The sequence below is a fragment of the Acidipila sp. EB88 genome (genome assembly GCF_003858395.1).
Lineage (GTDB): Bacteria > Acidobacteriota > Terriglobia > Terriglobales > Acidobacteriaceae > EB88.
In genome coordinates this window covers 901,509-923,746 of sequence record NZ_QWEV01000005.1, presented here as the reverse complement: position 1 = coordinate 923,746, position 22,238 = coordinate 901,509, and the positions used below count along the sequence as shown (strand labels likewise).

16 protein-coding genes are annotated in these 22,238 nt (G+C 63.6%); 12 read left to right on the top strand and 4 right to left on the bottom strand.

Going from position 1 to position 22,238, the window contains the following annotated elements; genetic code table 11:
• Positions 1-12 precede the first annotated feature (12 nt).
• Together ftsH and D1Y84_RS04680 are read left to right on the top strand one after the other, a co-directional pair.
• Entirely contained in the window at positions 13-1,929 is a 1,917-nt protein-coding gene (ftsH, locus tag D1Y84_RS04685; protein WP_124847492.1) for an ATP-dependent zinc metalloprotease FtsH, read from the top strand.
• A gap of 279 nt (positions 1,930-2,208) precedes the next feature.
• Positions 2,209-3,582, top strand: a complete 1,374-nt coding sequence (locus D1Y84_RS04680) for an amidohydrolase family protein (RefSeq protein WP_233581138.1) — start codon at positions 2,209-2,211, stop codon at positions 3,580-3,582.
• Between the two features lie 19 nt (positions 3,583-3,601).
• Here the strand turns inward: D1Y84_RS04680 and cysS are convergent, their stop codons facing one another.
• Both cysS and tsaD read right to left on the bottom strand, forming a co-directional pair.
• Positions 3,602-5,116, bottom strand: coding sequence for a cysteine--tRNA ligase (gene cysS / locus D1Y84_RS04675; protein WP_124847491.1), 1,515 nt, complete (start codon positions 5,114-5,116; stop codon positions 3,602-3,604).
• 62 nt (positions 5,117-5,178) lie between these two features.
• Entirely contained in the window at positions 5,179-6,336 is a 1,158-nt protein-coding gene (gene tsaD, locus D1Y84_RS04670) for a tRNA (adenosine(37)-N6)-threonylcarbamoyltransferase complex transferase subunit TsaD (protein WP_233581136.1), read from the bottom strand.
• A 37-nt stretch (positions 6,337-6,373) separates the two neighbouring features.
• On the opposite strand from tsaD, the gene D1Y84_RS04665 reads away from it, so the two are divergent.
• Entirely contained in the window at positions 6,374-7,738 is a 1,365-nt protein-coding gene (locus D1Y84_RS04665) for a CCA tRNA nucleotidyltransferase (RefSeq protein ID WP_124847489.1), read from the top strand.
• 87 nt (positions 7,739-7,825) lie between these two features.
• On the opposite strand, the gene D1Y84_RS04660 is transcribed toward D1Y84_RS04665, so the two are convergent.
• Both D1Y84_RS04660 and D1Y84_RS04655 read right to left on the bottom strand, forming a co-directional pair.
• Positions 7,826-8,707, bottom strand: a complete 882-nt coding sequence (locus D1Y84_RS04660; protein ID WP_124847488.1) for a hypothetical protein — start codon at positions 8,705-8,707, stop codon at positions 7,826-7,828.
• 99 nt (positions 8,708-8,806) lie between these two features.
• Positions 8,807-9,421, bottom strand: a complete 615-nt coding sequence (locus D1Y84_RS04655) for a superoxide dismutase (protein ID WP_124847487.1) — start codon at positions 9,419-9,421, stop codon at positions 8,807-8,809.
• Positions 9,422-9,635: 214 nt separating this feature from the next.
• On the opposite strand from D1Y84_RS04655, the gene D1Y84_RS04650 reads away from it, so the two are divergent.
• From D1Y84_RS04650 to D1Y84_RS04610, 9 genes are all read left to right on the top strand, one after another.
• Positions 9,636-11,105 carry a glucoamylase family protein gene (locus tag D1Y84_RS04650; protein WP_233581129.1) on the top strand — a complete coding sequence of 490 codons (1,470 nt, stop codon included), beginning with the start codon at positions 9,636-9,638 and terminating at the stop codon, positions 11,103-11,105.
• A gap of 148 nt (positions 11,106-11,253) precedes the next feature.
• Positions 11,254-13,758, top strand: a complete 2,505-nt coding sequence (locus D1Y84_RS04645) for a glycoside hydrolase family 15 protein (protein ID WP_124847486.1) — start codon at positions 11,254-11,256, stop codon at positions 13,756-13,758.
• Between the two features lie 81 nt (positions 13,759-13,839).
• Entirely contained in the window at positions 13,840-15,882 is a 2,043-nt protein-coding gene (gene tkt / locus D1Y84_RS04640; RefSeq protein ID WP_124847485.1) for a transketolase, read from the top strand.
• A 154-nt stretch (positions 15,883-16,036) separates the two neighbouring features.
• A complete protein-coding gene (locus D1Y84_RS04635; RefSeq protein WP_124847484.1) occupies positions 16,037-16,651 on the top strand; it encodes an HAD-IA family hydrolase in 615 nt (204 codons plus the stop codon).
• A 33-nt stretch (positions 16,652-16,684) separates the two neighbouring features.
• A complete protein-coding gene (gene zwf / locus D1Y84_RS04630; RefSeq protein WP_124847483.1) occupies positions 16,685-18,208 on the top strand; it encodes a glucose-6-phosphate dehydrogenase in 1,524 nt (507 codons plus the stop codon).
• Positions 18,209-18,233: 25 nt separating this feature from the next.
• Positions 18,234-19,031, top strand: coding sequence for a 6-phosphogluconolactonase (gene pgl, locus D1Y84_RS04625; RefSeq protein WP_124847482.1), 798 nt, complete (start codon positions 18,234-18,236; stop codon positions 19,029-19,031).
• Positions 19,028-20,059, top strand: coding sequence for a glucokinase (gene glk / locus D1Y84_RS04620; protein WP_124847481.1), 1,032 nt, complete (start codon positions 19,028-19,030; stop codon positions 20,057-20,059). The genes pgl and glk overlap by 4 nt, the downstream gene beginning before the upstream one ends.
• A gap of 49 nt (positions 20,060-20,108) precedes the next feature.
• Complete coding sequence (locus tag D1Y84_RS04615) at positions 20,109-20,465, top strand: copper resistance CopC family protein (protein ID WP_158615322.1); 357 nt, start codon at positions 20,109-20,111, stop codon at positions 20,463-20,465.
• Between the two features lie 39 nt (positions 20,466-20,504).
• On the top strand, positions 20,505-22,169 hold the full coding sequence (locus D1Y84_RS04610; RefSeq protein ID WP_124847479.1) for a copper resistance D family protein: 1,665 nt from the start codon (positions 20,505-20,507) through the stop codon (positions 22,167-22,169).
• Positions 22,170-22,238 lie beyond the last annotated feature (69 nt).

The window sequence follows — 22,238 nt, the reverse complement described above, 5'->3', positions numbered from 1 at the left end:
GCGAGGGTGTCTGTGAATTCGACTGTTAAAACAATTATCTTCTGGGTGTTCATCTTTGCCTGCTTGATCCTCCTCTGGCAGGTGTTCCAGAAGGGTGGAGGCGCGGGTCACGAGCAGGACATGTCCTTCTCGACTTTCCTGCAGGACGCCCAGGGCGGCCAGGTGCAGGAAGCAACGGTCACCGACAGCGAGGTGCACGGCAAGCTGAAGAGCGGCACGCCGTACCACGTCACGGTCCCGGCAAACTACCCCCATCTCTATGACATTCTGCAGGAAAACCATGTTTCCGTAACGGTTCGCGATAACCGTGGCAGCTCCTGGCTGCCGATTCTGCTGAACCTGTCCCCGATCATCATCATTGGCGCCCTGTGGTTCTTTATGCTGCGCCAGATGCAGAGCGGCGGCAACAAGGCGCTTTCCTTCGGCAAGAGCAAAGCACGCCTGCTCTCCATGCAGCAGAAGAAGGTGACGTTCAAGGATGTCGCCGGCGTGGACGAAGCCAAGGAAGAGCTCAAGGAGATTATCGAGTTCCTGCGGGAAGCGCAGAAGTTCCAGAAGCTCGGTGGACGTATCCCCAAGGGCGTCCTGCTCGTCGGACCTCCCGGAACAGGCAAGACCCTGTTGGCCCGCGCCGTTGCCGGCGAAGCCAATGTGCCGTTCTTCTCGATTTCCGGTTCGGACTTCGTGGAGATGTTTGTCGGTGTCGGTGCGAGCCGCGTCCGCGATCTGTTTGAGCAGGGTAAAAAGAACGCCCCCTGCATCATCTTCATCGATGAGATCGATGCTGTGGGTCGTCACCGTGGCGCAGGCCTTGGCGGTGGACACGACGAGCGTGAGCAGACCCTGAACCAGTTGCTGGTCGAGATGGACGGTTTCGAGTCCAACGATGGCGTGATCCTGGTCGCTGCCACCAACCGTCCCGACGTGCTCGATCCCGCGCTGCTTCGCCCGGGCCGCTTCGATCGTCGCGTCATTGTGGGCCGTCCCGACGTGCGTGGCCGTGAAGAAGTTCTCGCGGTGCACTCACGCAAGGTTCCCACCGCGGATGATGTGGATCTTCGCGTTATGGCGCGTGGCACACCCGGTTTCTCCGGTGCTGACCTGGCCAACATGGTGAATGAAGCCGCCCTGAACGCTGCTCGCGCAAACCGCAAGGCAGTGCTCATGATCGACTTCGAAGCAGCCAAGGACAAGGTCATGATGGGCGCGGAGCGCAAAAGCATGCTGCTGAGCGACGAGGAGAAGCGGGTTACCGCTTACCACGAAGCCGGCCATGCCCTGGTCGCTGCAACCCGTGACCATGCTGATCCGCTGCACAAGGTCACGATCATCCCTCGCGGCATGGCACTCGGTGTCACGATGCAGCTGCCGGTGGATGATCGCCACACTGTCACCAAGGACTATCTCGATACGCAGCTGGCCATTCTCATGGGCGGACGCATTGCCGAAGAGATCTTCCTGAAGCAGATGACGACTGGTGCCGGCAACGACATCGAACGGGCCACGGAACTTGCCCGCAAGATGGTCTGCGAGTACGGCATGAGCAATCTGGGACCCCTGACCTACGGCAAGAAGGAAGAACAGATCTTCCTTGGTCGCGAGATTGCACAGCATCGCGACTTCTCGGAAGAGACTGCCCGCCAGATTGATGCCGAGGTTCGCTCCAAGGTGGATACTGCGTACCAGTCGGCATACCACATCCTCGACACTAAACAGGATGCGATGCACCGGATGGCCACGGCCCTGTTGGAGCGCGAAACGCTGGACGGTGCCGAGATCCGGATGATCATCGACGGGCAGGAACTGCCGCCGCTCGATCAGACCGGTGGACCCTCAGGCGGCACGCCAACTGGAAACGTGCAGCAGGTTCTGAAGCCGGAACCGAAGCATGGCGGTGGCTTCCCCGAAGGCAGTCCTTCCCCCGCGTAAGCAGCACGCAATGCAGACCACACAAGAGCAGCCTTCGGGCTGCTCTTGTTTTTGTCTGCAAAGATAACGACCGCGCGCACGACATCTGCGTCTGACCGGGCCTCGCGATCCACCACGCGCAACCGCGTCTTTGCACTTGACGGGCAGCCTGATCTCCGCGACGCTCTCACAATGTCACCCTCGCGGCTGTTGCCTCTCCTACCCTTCCTGTGCTGTGCCTTGGCCGCATTCGCGCAGAGGACTCCACCAGCTGGAGCACCCATCAAGGCTGCTGATCCTTTGGCTGCCTTCCTGGTCCAGACTGCCCCGGTGGTCGCGTTCACCCATGTGACGGTCATCAATGGTCAGGGTGGCCCCGCGCAGCACGACCAGACCGTGGTGCTGCGCAACGGCGTGATCGCCCAAGTGGAGAGTTCGTCGAGGATCCATCCGCCGGATGATGCGGCAGTCATCGACGCCTCCGGCAAGACGCTGCTGCCCGGGTTGATCGGCATGCACGAACACATGTTCTACCCGGCAGCCGGCAACGAACCCGACCGCAACGCGCTCTACGCCGAGCTGGCCGACAGCGCGCCGCGCCTGTATCTCGCGGCAGGCATCACCACGGCGCGCACCGCGGGCTCCATCGAGCCCTTTGCGGATCTCGCGCTGAAGCAGGCGATCGATGCCGGCCGCCAGGCAGGTCCAGCACTCGACGTGACCGGCCCGTACCTCGAGGGCAAGCCCACCATCGGCATTCAGCTGCACGAGTTGACCGGCCCCGATGACGCCAGCGCGCTGGTGAACTACTGGGGCGACCGGGGTGCCACCTCGTTCAAGGCCTACATGCACATCACGCCGGCAGAGCTGGCTGCCGCCATCGCGGCCGCCCACAAGCGGGGCGACAAGATCACCGGGCACCTCTGCTCAATCGGCTTTACCGAGGCAGCCGAGATGGGCATCGACAATCTCGAGCACGGCCTGCTGGTGGATACGGAGTTCTACTCGAAGAAGCAGCCCGGGGTATGCCCGGGGCAGGGCGGCCCCATGTCCGAGATGGCAGCCTCACTCGACATCACCAGCGCGCCGGTGCAGCGCATGATCCAGACCCTGGTGGAGCATCACGTCGCGGTCACCTCCACGCTTGCGATCTTTGAAAGCTTTGTGCCCGACAAGCCGCCGCTCGACAACATGGAGCCGGTCCACACGGCTCTCAGCGGACTTTCCTGGGATGACTACGCGACTCGGCGCGGCATGATCGCGCAGCATGCAGCTGCTTCGCACTGGAGCGTGCTGCTCAGCAAGGAAATGCAGTTTGAACGGGCGTTTGCAAAGGCGGGCGGCCTGCTGATGGCGGGTTGCGATCCCACGGGGTATGGCGGCGTGCTTGCCGGCTATGGCGACCAGCGGGCCTTCGAGCTGCTCGTCGCCGCCGGCTTTACACCTGCCGAGGCCGTGGCCATCTACACGAGCCATGCCGCGCAGTATCTTGGCCGCTCCAGCGAGATCGGCACGATCGCGCCGGGCATGCAGGCGGACCTTGTGCTGCTGGACGGCGACCTGGAGCACGATGCTTCCGTGATCCGCAAGCCGGAGCTGGTGTTCAAGAAAGGCGTCGGCTACAGCTCGGCCAGGCTGCAGCAGTCAGTCAAGGGGATCGCCGGCCAGCGCTAAGCGTGCGCGGCTGGCGTGGCTACCGGCGACGCCAGCGCACGCCCTCTTTGCTGTCCTCGATCACTACGCCCTTGTGCAGCAGCTCGTCACGGATGGCATCGCCGCGGGCAAAATTGCGATTGTGCCGCGCCGTCTTGCGCTCTTCAATCAAGGCCTCGATCTGGATGTCCGAAAGCGCGCGTTGCGCCAGCAGCTCCGCCGGCACTTCGTCGAGGCGCCCGGCGCACTCCGCCCAGTCCAGCGCCGCATCGGTAACTGCTACATCGTCGGTCGAGAGCACCGCGAAGACACGGTCGAAGCGTGCCAGCACCGCAAGCAGCGCATCGCGGTTCTCCGGGGAGAGCACGCGCAGACCCACCGCTCTCTGATCGAGCGCAATATTGGCCGCACGTACCAGGTCGAAGATCGCGGCCTTGGCTTCCGCCGTGTTCAGGTCGTTGGCCAGTGCGGCATCAAAAGCCTGCCGGGCCCGCGCGGTCTGCTCCAGCAGTTCCTGGTCCGTGAGCATGCTCGCGCCGGGCGCGCCGGTTTCAAACGACGCTTCCAGCAGGCGACGCTGAAAAGTACGCAAGCGCTCAAGCGCTGCCGTTTCGGCGGCAAGTCCTTCAAAGGTGAAGTTGAGCTGCTGCCCGTACGGCACCGAGATCAGCAGCGAGCGGATCGCCGAAGCCTTGTAGCCCTTCAACAGCAGGTCCCGGAGGGTATAGAAGTTGCCTTCCGACTTCGACATCTTGCGGCCTTCCACCAGCAGAAAGCGCACGTGGAACCAGTGGCGCGCGAAGGTCTGGTGGGTGGCGCACTCGGACTGCGCAATCTCGTTCTCGTGGTGCGGAAACATCAGGTCTTCGCCGCCGGCGTGCAGATCGAACGAGTCGCCGAGGTACTTGATGGCCATGGCGGAGCACTCAAGATGCCAGCCCGGACGTCCCGCGCCGATGGCAGAGTCCCAGCGATGCTCGCCGGGCTTGGGCGCCTTCCACAGGGCGAAGTCGCGCGCCGAGTCCTTGTCGTACTCGTCCACATCAACGCGGGCTCCGCTGTTGATACCGGCGAAGTCCTTCTTGGAAAGCCTGCCGTACTCCGGAAAGCCTGCGATGCGGAAATACCAGGAGCCATCCTCGGTCTGATAGGCGAGCTTTTCCTCGGCAAGCCGCTCCACCAGGTGCACCATCTCGGGGATGTGCTCGGTCGCGCGCGGCACCACGGTGGGACGCTCCACGGAAAGCGCTTCGAGATCCTCGAAGAAGGCCTCTTCAAAGCGCCGCGTGTAGTCGGCGATGTGCAACCCGGCCGCGGTGGCGTTGCGGATGATCTTGTCATCCACGTCGGTGATGTTCATGACGTGGCGCACCGGCGTGCCGCTCAACTCGAGCGCGCGGCGCAGCACATCCACGTGCAGAAAGGTGCGAAAGTTGCCGATGTGACCGTAGTCGTAGACCGTGGGGCCACACGCGTACATGCGAAGGGTGGCGCCATCCATGGGCACGAGCGGCTCGATACGACCGCTGAGAGTATTGAAAAGGTGAATGGTCATTCGTTCGGCAGGGGTGGGACCTTCCGCTCGATTCTAGCAGTTGGGTGTTTTGCCGAACCAGGCTACCCCGGCACTGATTCAGTGCGGAGTCCAAGCTGCAGTCTCGGTTCGGCCGCGAGCCCCGCAGGAGCGAAGCTTTGCCGCTGCAGTTTAGGCCATGCCGCGGCCGCGATCATGGCAGCGTTGTCGGTGGAAAGCGCAAGGGACGGGAACAGCACCGGGAGGGGCGAGCGGGACAGGAAGCCGCTGCGCAGCCCGCTATTGGCAGCCACACCCCCCGAGACCAGCAGGCTGCGCGCCCCGAACCGCTCGGCGGCGATCAGCGTGCGCTGCACCAGGTTGTCGACGACGGACTGCTGGAACGAAGCGATGAGGTTCAGGGTCTGGGCGTCGCAAAGCGCAAGCGCGTCGGCGATGCGCGGTGCCGGGAGCGACGACAGCACCGCGGCGCGCGCGGCGATTGAAGCGCCGAGACCGTGCGTTTCGACGTAGCGCAGCACGGAGGTCTTGATGCCGGAAAACGAGAACAACAGGGAATCGGTGGGGGCGGAGGATGGCCGCTGCCGGGCCTCGCGGCGGCGCACCTCGGCAAATCGGAACGGCACCGCCGAGGGATCACCATGCCGCGCGAGCCCATCGATCCATGGACCGCCCGGGTAGCCCAGGCCCAGCAGTTTCGCCACCTTGTCGAAAGCTTCGCCGGCCGCGTCATCGACCGTGTGGCCGACCAGCCGGTACTGCCAGGCGCCGTCCTGCTGCCGCTCGGCCAGGTAGAGATGGGTGTGGCCACCCGAGACCACCAATGCCAGAGCAGGGCCGTCTGTCGGCTGCTCGCGGGCATGCTCCAGCAGCACGGCGTGGATGTGGCCTTCCAGGTGATTCACCGCGATCAGCGGCTTCCCCAGCGCCCACGCAAGCGTCTTGGCGTAGGTGACGCCCACCAGCAAAGCGCCCGCGAGCCCAGGGCCTTCCGTCACCGCGATGGCTGACAGTTGCGGCAATGCCACGCCAGCTGCGGCCAGCGCCCCGCGGACCACCGGCACGATGTTGCGCAGGTGTTCACGCGAGGCCAGCTCTGGCACCACCCCGCCATATGGGGCGTGCGTGCTGAACTGCGACGCCACCACGCTGGACAGCGTTGTGCTGCCCTCTGCCACCACGGCAGCGGCTGTTTCGTCACATGAGCTTTCGATCCCGAGGATGAGTCCTGTATGTGCCACGGCATCTCTTATCCTAAGAGAACCGGAGCGACCCCGTATGCAAGCTGCCTCCCGGCCCGAACAGGCCGCACGCCACATCGTCCAAACCCTGCGCGAAGCCGGCCACCAGGCGTTCTACGCCGGCGGCTGTGTGCGCGATCGCCTGCTCGGCATTGCAGCCAAGGATTTCGACGTCGCGACCAGCGCCACGCCCGACGTCGTGCTGGCCATGTTTCCGCGCACGTTTGCCGTGGGAGCGCATTTCGGCGTGGTGCTGGTCGCCAGTGAAGATGAAAATGCAACCGAGATCCGGACCGAGGTCGCGACCTTCCGCAGTGACGGCGTCTACTCGGACGGGCGCCGCCCCGATGCTGTGCGCTACTCGCTGGACCCGCGCGAGGATGTGGAGCGGCGCGACTTCACCATCAACGGCATGTTGTACGACCCGCTCTCCGGCGAGGTGCTGGACTACGTCGGCGGCGAGGCGGACCTCGCTGCCGGGGTGGTGCGCGCCATCGGCGAGCCCGCCCGGCGCTTCCGCGAGGACAAGCTGCGGATGCTGCGCGCCGTGCGTTTCGCCGCGCGGTTCGGGTTCACGCTCGAGGAGGAGACCGCCGCCGCCATCCGCGCGCAGGCTGCGACCATCCACCAGGTGAGCCCGGAGCGTTGCCGGGACGAATTGACGCGCATGCTCACGGAAGGCCGTGCGCGCCGTGCGTTCGAGCTGCTCGATCAGACCGGGCTGCTGCGCGAGCTGCTGCCGGAGGTGGACCGTATGCACGGGGTGGAGCAGCCGCCCGACTGGCATCCCGAGGGCGACGTCTGGATCCACACGCTGCTGCTGCTCGAGAAAATCGATGCCGGCGCCCCCGCAACCCTGGCCTGGAGCGCCCTGTTGCACGATGTAGGCAAGCCGCCGTGCGAGGTGCACGATCCGCCCGAAGAGGGTGGCCGTATACGCTTCAACGGGCATGCCGAGGTGGGCACGCACATGGCTGAGGCCATCTGCGCACGCCTGCGCTTCTCCAATGAGGAGACCGCGCAGATCGCGCTGCTGGTAGCCAACCACATGCGCTTTGGCGACGTGGAGAAGATGAAGCAGTCCACGCTGAAACGCTTTTTCCGGCTGCCTCGCTTTGAGGAGCACCTCGCGCTGCACCGGATGGATTGCCTCTCCAGTCACAAAATTCTGCGGTTGTATGACTACGCCCGGCACCACTACGAGGCCACACCTGCCGAGGAGGTTCGGCCCGAGCTGCTGGTGAACGGGCGCGACCTGATCGCGGCCGGGTACAGGCCGGGTCCTGTGTTCAAGTCCATGCTGGCGCTGGCGGAAGACGCCCAGCTGGAAGGCAGCATCACCACGCGTGAGCAGGGCCTGGCGCTGATCCGAAGCCACGCCGGAACCCCTGCCACGGTCTAGAGCGAGTGCTTAGCCTGCGCGGTGACCGCGCTCGCAGCAAAGCCCCTGCCGTTGGATATGGCAGGGGCTTTGCGCTTGCTCAACCCGTTACTGCGGCGGCGCCTGGGTCTGCGGAGTCGCCGGTTGCGTGGTCGTGTCCTGCTGCGGCGCCTGCCCATGCGGCGGGGCCACCGGCTTGGGCCGGTTCAGCAGCTTGAAGCCATCGCGGGTCACGTAGAAGTTCTGGGCGTTCAGGTCGGCTTCGAGAAGCTGCGCATCGGCGGTATAGAAGAGCTCGATCACGATCGAGTTCTGGTCGCTCAGCGCCACGATCGTGTGCTTCACCGAGATGTTCTGGCCGTTCAGCGTGCCGTTCAGGTCCGCCGCGGGCTGGTACTGCGCCGGCACCAGGATGCCGTTTTCCTTGGGGATCAGCACCCAGGCGCTCTGCGGGTGCGAGAGCGCAATGTGTGTCATCAGCGTGTAGGCTGCCGGGTCGAGGTCCGGGGCGAGCACGGTATTGCGGTGCCGGTCCACGGCGTTGGATGTGAGCTTGCCATCGGTATTGATGTTGATCTGGAAGGAGCGCCCGGTTGCGTCAGAAGCCGTGGTGAACTGGACGTTGTTGGCCGAGGCCTTGGCGCCATGCACCGAGCCCGAAAGCTGGTCATGCACCAGGTTGAACTGCGCATCCACGGTCGCCGTGCTCGAGAAGCTGTAGGCGAACTTTTCGAGTTTGAGGTGGCCACTGGAGGTGAGGGTCTTGCCCCCGCTGATCGGTGCAGCCGAGAACTGGGCGTCGCCTACCGGCTTTCCAGCCTGGGTGATGGCGTAGTGGGCCCCGCCTGTGGTGAGTGCGGCCTGCCCGAACGCTGCGGTGGTACCGAGCAGAGAAGCCATAAGCGAAAAACGGAACAGAGGAAGCATGGACGGCATCGCGACGAGACTCCTTGCCAGTGCAAACCCCACGGCGTCGAGAAAGTAGCGCATCTGGTGGAGCGCCACGGGGCGAAGAGCAGGTTGAACAGAAAAGCCCGGAGCCCCGATCAGGCAGCCTCCGGGCTGGTGTGTGGTAGTTAGCCAGTGCTGCTAGGCAGACTGGGCTGTTTCAAAGCGCTTGTTGATTTCGTCCCAGTTCACGGTGCCCCACCATGCGGCGAGGTAGTCCGGGCGCTTGTTCTGGTACTTAAGGTAGTAGGCGTGCTCCCACACATCGTTGCCGAGGATCGGGTACTTGCCCTGCGAGATCGGGTTGTCCTGGTTGGGCGTGGTGACGATCTTGAGCTTGCCGCCGTCGAGCACCAGCCAGCCCCAGCCCGAACCGAACTGCTTGGCGGTGGTCTCGTTGAACTGCTTCTTGAAGTCTTCGAACGAGCCGAAGTCTTCCTTGATCTTGTCGGCGATCTTGCCCGTTGGCTCACCGCCGCCGCCCGGCTTCATGATCGTCCAGAACATCGTGTGGTTCACATGGCCGCCACCGTTGTTGCGGACCACGCCCTTGATGTCATCAGGAAGGGTGTCGAGCGAGCGCAGGAGGTCTTCGGGCGTGTGCTTGCCGAGTTCCGGGTGCTTCTCGATGGCTCCGTTCAGGTTGGTGACGTAGGTCTGGTGGTGCTTGTCGTGGTGCAGCTTCATCGTTGCTTCGTCGATATGGGGTTCAAGTCCGGCATAGTCATAGGGCAGGGCGGGCAGTTCGTAGGCCAAGGTTCCTCCTCGAGATAGAACGCGTTTCTCGCGAAACGGTTCGGGTTCACCACTATAGGGATGCAGTGGAGGCGCGTTTGGCCCACTTTAGTTCTGGCGGCAGCGGAGCGAATGAGACGCGGAGGGGGCTTTGTGCATCCCTGATGGTGATGAACACGGAGTGGAAGCTACGGGTCGATAGCCTGGAACGAACAAGCGGAGCGGGGGAGCAGCATTGACGGATCGTCGCCTGAGCCGCCGGGAGTTGCTGCGGGCTGCCGCAGCCGCCAGCGCAAGCGGCGCTCTCACACTGGGAACGCCATTCGGAACAACGCAAGCCATGGCCATGGGCATGGGAGGAGGCGGGTTGCCGTTTCAGAACCAGCAGCAGGCTCCGCCCACCACGCCCGGCCAGCAGCCCCAGCCAGAACAGTCCGCCGCGCAGAAGTACGTGCATCCGCCCGGACAGTTCATCAACCGGCCGCTCACCCAGGTCTCCAAGCAGGCGGACGCGCTGCTTGACGAGATGGAAGAGCGCGGCTGCCACTTCTTCTACAACGAGGCGAGCCCCAAGACCGGGCTGGTGCGGGACCGTGCCTCGGCGGCCGGCATCTCCACCTCCCGCGCAGCCTCGATTGCCGCCACCGGCTTTGGCCTGTCGGCACTCTGCATCGGCGCCAAGCGGGGCTACCTGAGGGCCGGCGACTGCGAGCAGCGCGTCGAAAAGACGCTGGCCTTCCTGCTGGAGGACTGCCCGCACGAGCACGGCTTCCTTTACCACTTCATCGATATCGAGAGCGGCCAGAGGATGTTCAACTCCGAGCTTTCGTCGATCGACACGGCGCTGCTGCTGTGCGGGGTGCTGCTGTGCCGCACCTACTTTGCCGGCAACGCGCGCATTGCGGCACTGGCCACCACGTTCTACCGCCGCATTGACTGGCAGTGGATGCTCGATGAAGGCGCCACGCTCTCCATGGGCTGGCTGCCGGAGCAGGGCTTTCTGAAGCATCGCTGGGACATCTACGCCGAGCTGATGACGATGTACCTGATGGCCATTGGCTCTCCCACGCACCCGATTCCGGTCGAGACCTGGAACGCACTGCAACGGCCGCTGGTGAACTTCGGCGGCATCGAGTACATCTCCGGGCTCGCGCCGTTGTTTATCCACCAGTATGCGCATGCCTGGTGCGACTACCGCGACCAGCGTGACCTCCACGCCAACTACTTCACCAACTCCATCGCGGCCACGCGGGCGCACCAGTTGTGGTGCATCCGGCTGGGGCAGAAGTTCAACTGGATCGACCAGGACATGTGGGGGATCTCGGCGTCGGACTCGCGCGATGGCTACCGGGTGTGGGGTGGGCCGCCATCGATCGGCACGCTCGACGGAACACTGGTCCCCTGCGCGGCTGCCGGTTCGCTGCCGTTTCTGCCGGCGGAGTGCTCGCACGTGCTGCTGAGCATGCGGGAGAAGATGGGCGACCGCGTGTGGACGCGCTACGGCTTCGTAGATGCGTTCGACATGAAAGGAAACTGGTTTGCCGAGGATGTGCTGGGCATCGACCAGGGCATCAGCGTGCTGATGGCCGAGAACCTGCGCTCGGGCTTTGTGTGGCAGTACTTCATGCAGAATCGCGAGATCACCCATGCGATGAGCGAGGTGCAGTTTCACCCGGATCCGGATGCAAACTCGCAGGTGCTGTAGCGCGCACCTCGCGCGAAAGCAGCCCGGGCACTTCGCACGCGCGGCCACATGCTGTTCATGCGCCGTTCACCCGGACCGCGCATGCTTACCTAGGGGTGTTGGCCCTGCACTGCGGGCCTAGTACTATGGGCTCGAAACTGGAGGCGACATGAGTGAAGCATCCCTACTTGCCCCCGAATACCTCTGGCTTGCACAGCAGGGAGAGGCGCCGGGTGCCCCAGGCCTGCCGGCTCGCTGGACATCCAGCGTCAAGAACAGCGTAGGCTGCGCCTACTCCGCGTCGTCCAAGATCTGGTACACCACGTCGCACGGCATCCTGAACGAGATCTACTACCCCACGATCGATCGTCCGCAGACGCGCGACATGGGTTTCCTGATCACTGACGGCCACACGTTCTTCCACGAAGAAAAGCGCGACATGGAGCGGAGTTTCTCCTACATCCACCATGCAGCGCCCGGCGGACGCCAGGTCAACCGCGACCCGGGCGGCCGGTACACCATCACCAAGGAAACGATCTGCGATCCGCATTCGTCTGTGGTGCTGGTGCGCGTGCGCCTCGACGCGGAGGCGGAGCTGCTATCCAGGCTGCACCTGTACGCGCTGCTTTCGCCCCACATGGGCGGTGGAGGCGCCAACAATTCAGCCCGCGTGGTGGATGTCGCCGGCAACCGCACCCTGCTTGCCTGGCGCGACGGCAACTCGCTCGCGATGGCCACCAGCTGCGGCTTCTCCCGTGCCTCCTGCGGCTTCGTGGGGACCAGTGACGGCTGGCAGGACCTGAAGCACGACTTCCAGATGCACTGGGAGTATGGTTCGGCGCTGGACGGCAACGTCGCCGTGATGGGCGAGGTGGACCTGACACACGCCACGCACCCGGATGCCAACAGCCGCGAGTTTGTGCTGGCCATCGGTCTGGGCGAAAGCCACCATGCCGCGCTGTCCGCGACGATGAGCTCGCTGGCAACGCCGTTTGAAAGCAACCTGCAGCGCTTTATCCGCCAGTGGGAGCGGGTGCAGCTGCCCAGCCACCTGGAACAGCAGACCAGTGACGGCGGCCGCCTGCTGCGCGCCAGCCAGCGGGTTGTGCTGATGCACGAGGACAAGACGTACTCGGGCGCCTTCATCGCGTCGATGTCGATCCCGTGGGGCTACGCCAAGGGCGATGACGACCTGGGCGGCTACCACCTGGTGTGGACGCGGGACATGGTGCAGTCGGCCACCGGCCTGCTCGCCATGGGCCGCACGGAGACCGCGCTGCGGGCGCTGGTGTACCTGGCCTGCACGCAGAAGCCGGACGGCAGCTTTGCCCAGAACTTCTGGGTCAACGGCACGCCGTACTGGACCGGCATCCAGCTCGATGAGGTGGCATTTCCGATCATCCTTGCGTGGCGACTGTGGAAGGCCAATGGGCTTTCTAATTTCGACGTCTTTCCCTTTGTGTCGCGCGCGGCAGGCTTCCTGGTGCGCTTTGCCCCGGTGACGCAGCAGGAGCGCTGGGAGGAGAACGCAGGCTACTCGCCCTCGACCCTGGCCGCCGTGATCAGCGCCCTTTGCTGTGCGGGAGAGATGGCAATTGCGCATGGCTCTCCTGAACTTGGAACTTTCCTGGGCGAGCATGCCGACTGGATCCAGTCGCACCTGGAGGACTGGTGCGTCACCAACGAAGGCACCCTGCACCCCGAGATCAAGCGACACTACATCCGTGTGCAGCCGCCGGCCCCGGGCGAGCCCTGGTATCGCAACGATGTAGCGCCCGGCAACATCCGCCTCAACAACCGCGCCCCGTGGGAGGAAAGCGAGTTCCCGGCCAGCACGATCATCGACGGCGGCTTCCTGGAGCTGGTGCGATACGGCGTACGCCGCGCGGACGACCCGCTGATCATCGACTCGCTCAAGGTAGTCGATCGCGTGCTCCGGGTGGATGCCCCGCAGGGCCCGTGCTGGCGGCGCTACAACCACGATGGCTACGGCGAGCAGCTGGGCGGTGGACCGTTCCTGCACTACGGGCAAGGGCGTGCCTGGCCGCTGCTGACCGGCGAGCGCGGGCACTATGAACTGGCTGCCGGGCACGAGGTGAAGTCCTTCATCAAGGCGATGGAAGGCTTTGCCTCCCCGGGCAGCATGCTGCCAGAGCAGATCTGGGATCAGCGCACGGCGCTGCATACCTCGGCCGGACCAGTGGTGCTCGGCGACCCTGCCGGCTCCGCGATGCCGCTGGTGTGGGCGCATGCCGAGTACCTCAAGCTGGTGCGGTCCGCGCGCGACGGTCGCGTGTTCGACAGGGTCGACGCGGCGGTGGAGCGGTACGGCGCGGGACCTGTCACTACCCCGTTCGAGGTTTGGAAGATGCGGCGCCCGATCAGTGCGCTATTGGCAGGCAAGACGCTGCGCATCCTTTCCGGGCTCCCGTTTGAAGCGTTATACAGCTTCGATAACTGGCTCACCAAGAAGACGGTGCGCTCCTGCAGCCTGGGAACCGCGGGGTCCTTTGCGGAGATCCCGACGGCCGCGGGCCAGCAGCGGGAGCTTTCGTTTACCCTGTACTGGACAGCCACCAAGCAGTGGGAAGGGCGAAACTTCTCGGTGAAAATCCAGCCGAAAAGCGAACAGGCGCCTCACGCGGACGTGCCAGTCGCGAATTTGCAGGAATAGACTAGGTTTGACCACGCAAACGTGCGTCCCGCGCTGCGGGCGTTGTTCACACACACCATATTCGGAGAAAGTTCCCTACCCATGAGCGAATCCACGATCGGCATCGACCAGCTTTCCATCAATACCCTGCGATTTCTCGCGGTAGATGCCGTGCAAGCGGCAAACAGCGGTCACCCCGGCGCCCCTCTCGGCTGCGCGCCCATCAGCTATCTCCTGTTTCACAAGTACATGCGCCACAACCCCAAGCACTCCAAGTGGACCAACCGCGACCGCTTTGTGCTCTCCAATGGCCACGCGTCTGCGCTGCTCTACGGCATGCTGCACCTGGCCGGGTACGACCTGACGCTTGAAGACCTGAAGCAGTTCCGCCAGTGGCACTCGCGGACACCGGGTCACCCCGAACTGGGCGAGACGGACGGCGTGGAAGTCACGACCGGTCCACTGGGCCAGGGCTTTGCGATGGCCATCGGTATGGCAATTGCTGAAAAGCACCTCGCGGCCGTGTACAACAAGCCGGGTTACGAGATTGTCGATCACCACACCTATGGCATCTGCGGTGACGGCGACCTGATGGAAGGCATCTCGCACGAAGCGGCATCGCTCGCGGGCACGCTCAAGCTGGGCAAGCTGATTTTCCTGTACGACGACAACCTGATCTCGCTGGACGGCCCGACCGACCTCTCGTTCACCGAGAACGTGCAGGACCGCTTCAAGGCGTATCACTGGGACGTGCAGACCGTTGCCGACGGCAACGATCTCGACGCGCTGTCCAAGGCGATCGAGCACGCGAAGTCGGTTACCGACAAGCCCTCGCTGATCGCGGTACGCACCATCATCGGCTACGGCAGCCCGGTTGCCGGCACCAGCAAGGCCCATGGCGCGCCGCTTGGCGACAAGCTGGTGGCCGAGACCAAGCGCAACCTCGGCTTCCCCGAGGACAAGAAGTTCTACGTGCCGGACGAGGCAGCCAAGCAGTGGGGCCAGATCGTCGAGATGGGCGCCAAGTACGAGGCAGAGTGGAACGAGCTGTTCGCCAAGTACAAGAGCGAGTTTCCGGAGCTGGCAGCACAGTACGAGCGCGTGCAGGCCGGCAAGCTCAAGGAAGGCTGGGAAAAGAGCCTGCCCGTGTACGCAGCCGACGCGAAGCCGATGGCGACCCGCAACGCGGGCGGCGCAATCATGAATGCGTTTGCTGAGCATGTTCCCGAACTGCTGGGCGGCGCGGCCGATCTGACCGAGTCGACCAAGACCATCCTCAAGAACTCCCCGAACTTCCACATCGACCCCAAGGGCCAGAACATCTTTTTCGGCGTACGCGAGTTTGCGATGAGCGCCGCGGTCAACGGCATGGCTGCGCATGGCGGCGTCATCCCCTATGGCTCGACCTTCTTCACCTTCTCCGATTACGCGAAGCCGGCACTGCGCCTTGCCTCGCTGATGCATGTGCACTCGATTTTCGTGTTCACGCATGACTCCATCGGGCTGGGCGAAGACGGCCCGACCCACCAGCCCATCGACCAGCTCACCATGCTGCGCTCGATCCCGCACCTCGTTGACTTCCGCCCGGCGGACGCGAATGAAACCTCGGCTGCCTGGCGCCTGGCGCTCGAGCACAAGGAAGCCAGCTTCATGGCGCTGTCGCGCCAGGACCTGCCCATCATCGACCCGACCAAGGTAGACGTGTACGCGAGCGTGAGCAAGGGCGCGTACATCCTCGAAAAGGGCGGCGACAAGCCCGACCTGCTGATGCTATCCTCCGGCGCCGAAGTGTGGCAGATCGTCAAGGCCGCGGCAGAGCTCAAGAAGGAAGGCATCAACGCCCGCGTGGTTTCCATGCCGAGCTGGCAGTTGTTTGAGCGGACCGACGAGGCCTACAAGCTGGAAGTGTTGCCAAACCACCTGCCGAAGCTGGCAGTGGAAGCCGGCGCCACGCTGGGCTGGTGGAAGTGGGTCGGCCGTCACGGCGACGTGATCGGTCTCGACCGCTTCGGCGCATCGGCACCGGGCACGCTGGCCCTCGAGAAGCTTGGCTTCGGCGTGGACAACATCGTCAAGCGCGCCAAGGAACTGCTCGCTGGTGTCGGCAAGGAAACGCCAGCTCTCGCCGGTGTGACCGAACTGTAACCATCGCGCGTCGCCTTCTCTGGGCGGCTACTGAAACGTAAAAGCAGGCTTCCGCAAGGAAGCCTGCTTTACGTTGCGCTTTCCATGGCGTGTTTCCGCATTGTTGATCCGGCCACATGCATCTATATCCTGAGGAACCGAGGATGCAAGCTCAATGAGCAAGTTCAGCACCGTGTTGTGGGATATCGGCGGCGTCTTACTGACCAACGGCTGGGATCATAATCAGCGCAAGACCGTCTTCGACGCGCTGCACCTGGAAGACCGGGAAGAGTTCGAGCGCCGCCACGCGGAGCTGAACGACCCCTGGGAAAAAGGCGCAATCGATTTCGACCAGTATCTTGCGCAGACCATGTTCTTCCGTGAGCAGCCCTTTACCCCGGCGGCGATGCGGCAGGCGATCGAGGCTCAGTCTGTGGTGCTCGCGGATACCGCCATGCCCATCCTTAAGGACCTGCATGCCACCGGCAGGGTACAGATGGGACAGCTCAACAATGAGTCGCGCGAGTTGAACGACATGCGGCTTGACCGCTTCGGATTGAAGCAGTACCTTTCCACCTTCTTCTGCTCCGGCTACGTGGCGCTTCGCAAGCCCGACCCAAAAATCTATCGCCTTGCGCTCGAGGTACTGCAGAAGCCCGCGCAGGAAGTGATCTTTATCGACGATCGCCCCAAGAATGCCGAGGCTGCGACCAGCCTTGGCATGCACGGCATCGCTTACACCGGTTCGGCAGCGTTGCGCGCCGAGCTCACAGCGCTTGGGCTGCTTTAAGCCCTTCGGTTTACCACGGAGAACACAGGAACCATGAGCAATCACGAGAACACCTCTACCTCTTCCCAGACGCAAAGCCGCAAGCCTGAACCGACCGTCGTCGTCATCTTCGGAGCCTCCGGCGATCTCACCAAACGCAAGCTGCTGCCCGCGTTGTTCCATCTCGAAGAAGCCGGCCTGCTGCCGGAAGAGTTTGCCGTGGTCGGTGTGGCCCGCCGCGACCTGAGCGCGACCTTTGCGCCCGACATGCGCAAGGGCATCCTCGACGGCGGCGCCATGGAAGACGATCCCAAGCTCGCGTCCTTTGTGGAAAAAATCAGCTATCACACCACCAACTTCGACGACTCCGAAGGCTACGCGAAGCTCAAGGCGAAGCTCGAAGGCATCGACAAGGAAAAGGGCACCAAGGGAAATCGCCTGTTCTACCTCGCCGTCGCGCCGGAGTTCTTCCAGGAGATCGTTGACAAGCTAGGCGAGCAGGGAATGGACAAGGCGCAGGGCGATGCGCATGTGCGCGTGATCATCGAGAAGCCGTTCGGCCACGATCTCGAGTCGGCCAAGGCGCTCAACGATGGTGTCGCCAAGGTGTTCAAGGAAGAGCAGATCTTCCGCATCGATCACTATCTCGGCAAGGAGACGGTGCAGAACATTTTCGTGTTCCGCTTCGGCAACGCGCTGTTTGAGCCGCTCTGGAACTCCGAGTACATCGACAACATCCAGATCACCGCTGCCGAGTCGATCGGTATCGAAGGCCGCGGCCCGTTCTACGAGAAGGCGGGCGTATCGCGCGACATCCTGCAGAACCACATGATGGAGATGCTCGCGTTTGTGGCGATGGACAAGCCCAAGTCGAACGATGCCAAGGACGTGATCGCGGAGAAGGTGAAGCTGTTCAAGGCCATCCAGCCGCTGACAGAAGAAAACACCGTGCGCGGTCAGTACGGCAAGGGAACAGTGGACGGCAAGGACGCCAAGCCCTACCGCGAAGAAGACCGCGTCGATCCGAAGTCGGTCACCGAGACGTTCGGCGCCGTGAAGCTCGACATCGACACGCCGCGCTGGAAGGGCACGCCGATCTACCTGCGTGCGGGCAAGCGTCTTGCCAAGCGCGTCACCGAGGTTGTGATCCAGTTCAAGCAGCAGGCAAATCCCATCCTTGAAGGCGCTAAGGAAGGCGACTGCCAGGGCCTCCCGACCAACCTGATTCGTCTGCGCATTCAGCCGGATGAGGGCATCAAGATCGCCTTTGGCAACAAGCGTCCCACGCCCGATACCGTGGTGTGCCCGGTCGAAGCCAGCTTCAAGTATGTCGACGCTTTCGGCAAGTACACGGCCAATGGCTACGAACGCCTGCTGCTGGATGCGATGCTTGGCGATGCCTCGCTGTTCACGCACCGCGATGCCGTAGAAACAGCCTGGTCGCTGTACACGCCGCTGCTGGAGCAGTGGGCCAAGAACCCGCCGGCCGACTTTCCGAACTACGAGAGCGGCACCTGGGGTCCCAAGGCATCCGACGAGTTGCTGGCCAAGAGCAATCACACGTGGCACGCGGTTTAACGCCGCATCGACGAAAGGAATTCCAGTGGCAAAGCGTTTGGAAGTGACGTATCGCGTTTATGAGGATGGCACCGCGCTGGCGCACGCGGCGGCAAAGCATTTCGCCGAGCGCGTCGCGCAGTCGGTAGAGAAGCGGGGGCGCGCACGCATCGCGATCTCCGGTGGGTCGACGCCCAAAGCGACGTTTGCCTTGCTGGCAGATCCCGCGCAGCCGTACGGCAAGAACATTCCCTGGGACAAGGTCGAGCTGTTTTGGGTGGATGAGCGCACGGTTGGCCCGGATGATCCGGATTCGAACTACCGCATGACGCGGGAGAACCTGCTCTCCAAGGTAGCGCCCAACCCTGACAAGGTGCACCGGATCGAAGGGGAACTCGACCCGGAAGAAGCGGCTGCCAAGTATGAGACGGTGATCCGCCGCGAGTTTCGCCTGGAGGGCGCCGAGGTGCCGCGCTTCGACGTCGTATGGCTCGGCATGGGCGATGACGGGCATACCGCCTCGCTCTTCCCGCACACCGAGGGCATTCACGAGCTTGGCCGCATTGCTTTCGCCAACCACGTACCGCAGAAGGACACCTGGCGCATCACACTCAGCGCGCCCGTCATCAACGAGGCGCTGGAAGTGGTCTTCCTGATCGGCGGCGACGACAAGGCCGCGCCGCTCGAGCGGGTGCTGTATGGCGAGTACGATCCAGCCGAAACCCCTTCGCAACTGATCCAGCCGAAGAACGGTTCGCTGCTGTTTCTGCTCGATACCAAGGCGGCCGCGAAGCTGCCCAAGCCCGGCGCTGACCATGCCGGCCATGTGGAGCTTGCACGATGATCCTGGCCGGGGATGTGGGGGGCACCAAGGTCCACCTGTCGCTGTATCAGTTTGAAAATGGCCGTCTGCAGCATGTCACCGACGAGCGCTTTCCAGCCAAGGACTACGCAGGGCTGGAAGCGATTGTGCAACTGTTCTTCGAGAAGAACAATCACCCCGAGGTGACCTCGGCATGCTTCGGCGTGCCGGGGCCCGTGCGCAACGGCCGCCTTAAGCTCACCAACCTTCCCTGGCTCCTGGATGCGCGCGAGCTCTCGCGCAACCTCAACATCGACCATGTCTTTCTGATCAACGATCTCGAAGCCAATGGTTACGGCATTCCCGAACTCGCCAACGACCAGGTATTTACCCTGAGTCCGGGAGACCCCAGCATCGTGGGTAATCGCGGGCTGGTTTCCGCGGGCACCGGGCTCGGTGAAGCCCTGCTGATGTGGAACGGCAAGACGCACGTGCCGGTCGCGTCTGAAGGCGGCCACTCCGACTTCGCGCCTCGCAACGACGTGGAGATCGACCTCTTGCGCTATTTGCAGCGGACACTGCAGGGTCGCGTGAGTTACGAGCGCGTCGTCTCCGGCCTTGGCCTGCAGAACGTGTACTCGTTTCTGCGCGATGACCAGGGCATGACGGAGTCGCCGGAGCTGCGCGATCGCATGGCGCACGAGGATCCGAACGCGGTGATCGGGCAGCTTGGTGAGTCCGGCCAGGATGAACTGTGCAAGCGGTCGCTCGATATCTTTGTGTCCGCATACGGAGCAGAGGCGGGCAATCTCGCGCTCAAAGTTCTGGCGACCGGCGGTATGTTCCTGGGCGGCGGCATCGCGCCCAAGATCCTCGACAAGATGCGCGACGGCGCGTTCATGCATGCCTTTACCGACAAAGGGCGCCTGAGCGACCTGCTGATTCATACGCCGGTGTACGTCATCCTGGAGAGCCGTGCAGCGCTGATGGGTGCGGCTGCCTATGCCGAGGCACGCGCTGCTGAAGTCAGCGGACAATCGGTCCGCATGGCATCAAACCGATTGGGTTAAACGTTCACCTGCGGAAGAGTATCCGTCGCGCGAACCGAGGAGATCGTACATGTTGCAGTTAACTCGCGCCGCTGCTGTGCTGGCACTGGCGGCGGCACCACAGCTTGCCCTCGCCCATGCCCTACTAGTCAGTTCCACACCGCAGGATGGCGGGGTGATCCACGTTGGCCAGCTGCATGCCGAGTTGAAGTTCAACTCGCGGGTGGACGGCGCACGCTCCACACTTTCGCTGGTGAGCCCCGATGGTTCCACCTCGTCGGTGCAACTGGATGGACAGAACTCCCCCAGTGCCGTATCCGGCGAGTTGGGCGATCTGAAGCCCGGGGCCTACACGTTGCGCTGGCAGGCCCTTGCGAGCGATGGACACATCACGCGTGGGCAGATCGCGTTTCACGTAGAGCCGTAACCCGCAAGGTCGCGGCAGCCGCTTCGCTACACTCAGGGAGTGATCTGGCTGCTGAAAGACTTTGACTTTCTGAGTGTTCTGCTGCGCGGCGCGTTGTTGTCGCTGGAAGCGCTGACACTTGGCGGCGTGTTTTTCTTCCTGTTTGTAGCGGTACCGGGCAGTGTCACGGCACAGCAAGTAGCAGTGGTGCGCACCCACCTGGTCCGCCTTTCCTGGATGTTCGCCTTTGTGCAGGCGGCCTCCATTGCACTGTCCGTCGCGATCCTCACCGGCAGCTCCGGGCTGCCGGTGTTCAGCCTGGTCTCGGCGAGCTTTTTCGTTGCCGGGGCTGCAGGCGTAGCCGGTTCTCTGCTGCTCATAGCATGGTTGCAGTTTGCACCGCGACGTATCGGACGCATCGGCACCCTGCTGCCTGCCGCCGTGATCCTGCTTGCTTCGGTGGCGCAAAGCCATGCCGCTTCGCGTCTCGAAGATCGCAAGCTGCTGCTGGTTCTGACGGCGCTGCATCACCTGGGTACGGCTGGCTGGGTCGGGGCCATGCTGTTCCTGTTGTTCACGTTGCGCCTCAGCCCGAGCCTCGCGGCCGCACAACAGGTCGTGCGGCGCTACTCGGCGCTGGCTCTGGTAAGCGTTCCGACGCTGATCCTCGCTGGCTTCGGGCTGGGCTGGTTTTACATCGGCTCGTGGGGAGGCGTGTACGGCACAACCTACGGATTGATGGTGCTGGCCAAGACATACCTGTTGCTGTGCATGCTGCTGCTCGGCGTCGGCAACTATCGCCTGATGCGTCTCAAAAAAGGCACTAATGCGGTGGCAGATAGCACGCAGCTCCAGCCGGTAAGCGCGGGAGGCCCGGGCTTTCTCGTCCGGCTTCGCCGTTTCTCGGAAGCCGAGATTGGTCTTGGTCTGACGGCGATCCTGGCCGCTGCTTCCCTGACGTCGCAGCCACCGGCGGTGGATCTTGGGCAGAACCGGCTTACGTGGCACCAGATTGTGGAACGCACCCGCTGGACGGCGCCGCGTCTTACCAGCCCGCCGATCGCGCAGCTCGCAACACCTACCACGACTGCGGCGCAATCGGTCGCGATCGGGCAGTACAGTGCGGGTGCCGTGAGCGATGCGAACGACCGTGCCTGGTCTGAGTACAACCATCACTGGGCAGGGTTGATTGTTTTATGTGCCGCGGTGTTGGCGTTCGCAGCAGGTGCTCTGCCCACTGGTCGCGCCCGGCGCTTCGCGAGCAACTGGCCGCTGCTGTTCCTTGGGCTCGGTGTATTCATCCTGCTTCGGGCAGATCCTGAGAACTGGCCGCTCGGCCCACGCTCGTTCTGGCAAAGCTTCGCCGCGCCGGATGTGCTGCAGCATCGGCTGTACGCCCTGCTGATTGCCTGCTTCGCTTTTTTCGAGTGGGCAGTGGCTACGCGGCGCTGGCGCTCAGCGCGCGCGGCTTACGTGTTCCCGCTGCTGTGCGCTGCTGGGGGCGCCGCACTGCTGACGCACACCCATGGCCTCTCGAATATGCAGGAAGAGGTGCTGGCCGAGCTCGTTCACACCCCGATTGCGGTGCTGGGCGCGACCGCGGGCTGGGGCCGGTGGCTGCAGCTGCGACTGCCCGGCACCCGTGCCGCAAAGGTCGCCGGCCTGGTATGGCCGCTGGCGCTGGCGCTGGCCGGGTTGTTGCTGCTCGACTATCGCGAATCCTGATAGGGTTTTGTTGTGGCCATGCTGGAACAGGCAGCAGGCAGAGCATGCGTGCTCGCTGCATCGCCGAGG

Bases quoted from the DNA above. Each gene is read 5' to 3' on its own strand.
- cysS (WP_124847491.1), bottom strand. From the start codon at position 5,116: ATGACCATTCACCTTTTCAATACTCTCAGCGGTCGTATCGAGCCGCTC.
- D1Y84_RS04665 (WP_124847489.1), top strand. From the start codon at position 6,374: ATGCAAGCTGCCTCCCGGCCCGAACAGGCCGCACGCCACATCGTCCAA.
- D1Y84_RS04660 (WP_124847488.1), bottom strand. From the start codon at position 8,707: ATGCGCTACTTTCTCGACGCCGTGGGGTTTGCACTGGCAAGGAGTCTC.
- D1Y84_RS04645 (WP_124847486.1), top strand. From the start codon at position 11,254: ATGAGTGAAGCATCCCTACTTGCCCCCGAATACCTCTGGCTTGCACAG.
- tkt (WP_124847485.1), top strand. From the start codon at position 13,840: ATGAGCGAATCCACGATCGGCATCGACCAGCTTTCCATCAATACCCTG.
- D1Y84_RS04635 (WP_124847484.1), top strand. From the start codon at position 16,037: ATGAGCAAGTTCAGCACCGTGTTGTGGGATATCGGCGGCGTCTTACTG.
- zwf (WP_124847483.1), top strand. From the start codon at position 16,685: ATGAGCAATCACGAGAACACCTCTACCTCTTCCCAGACGCAAAGCCGC.
- glk (WP_124847481.1), top strand. From the start codon at position 19,028: ATGATCCTGGCCGGGGATGTGGGGGGCACCAAGGTCCACCTGTCGCTG.
- D1Y84_RS04615 (WP_158615322.1), top strand. From the start codon at position 20,109: ATGTTGCAGTTAACTCGCGCCGCTGCTGTGCTGGCACTGGCGGCGGCA.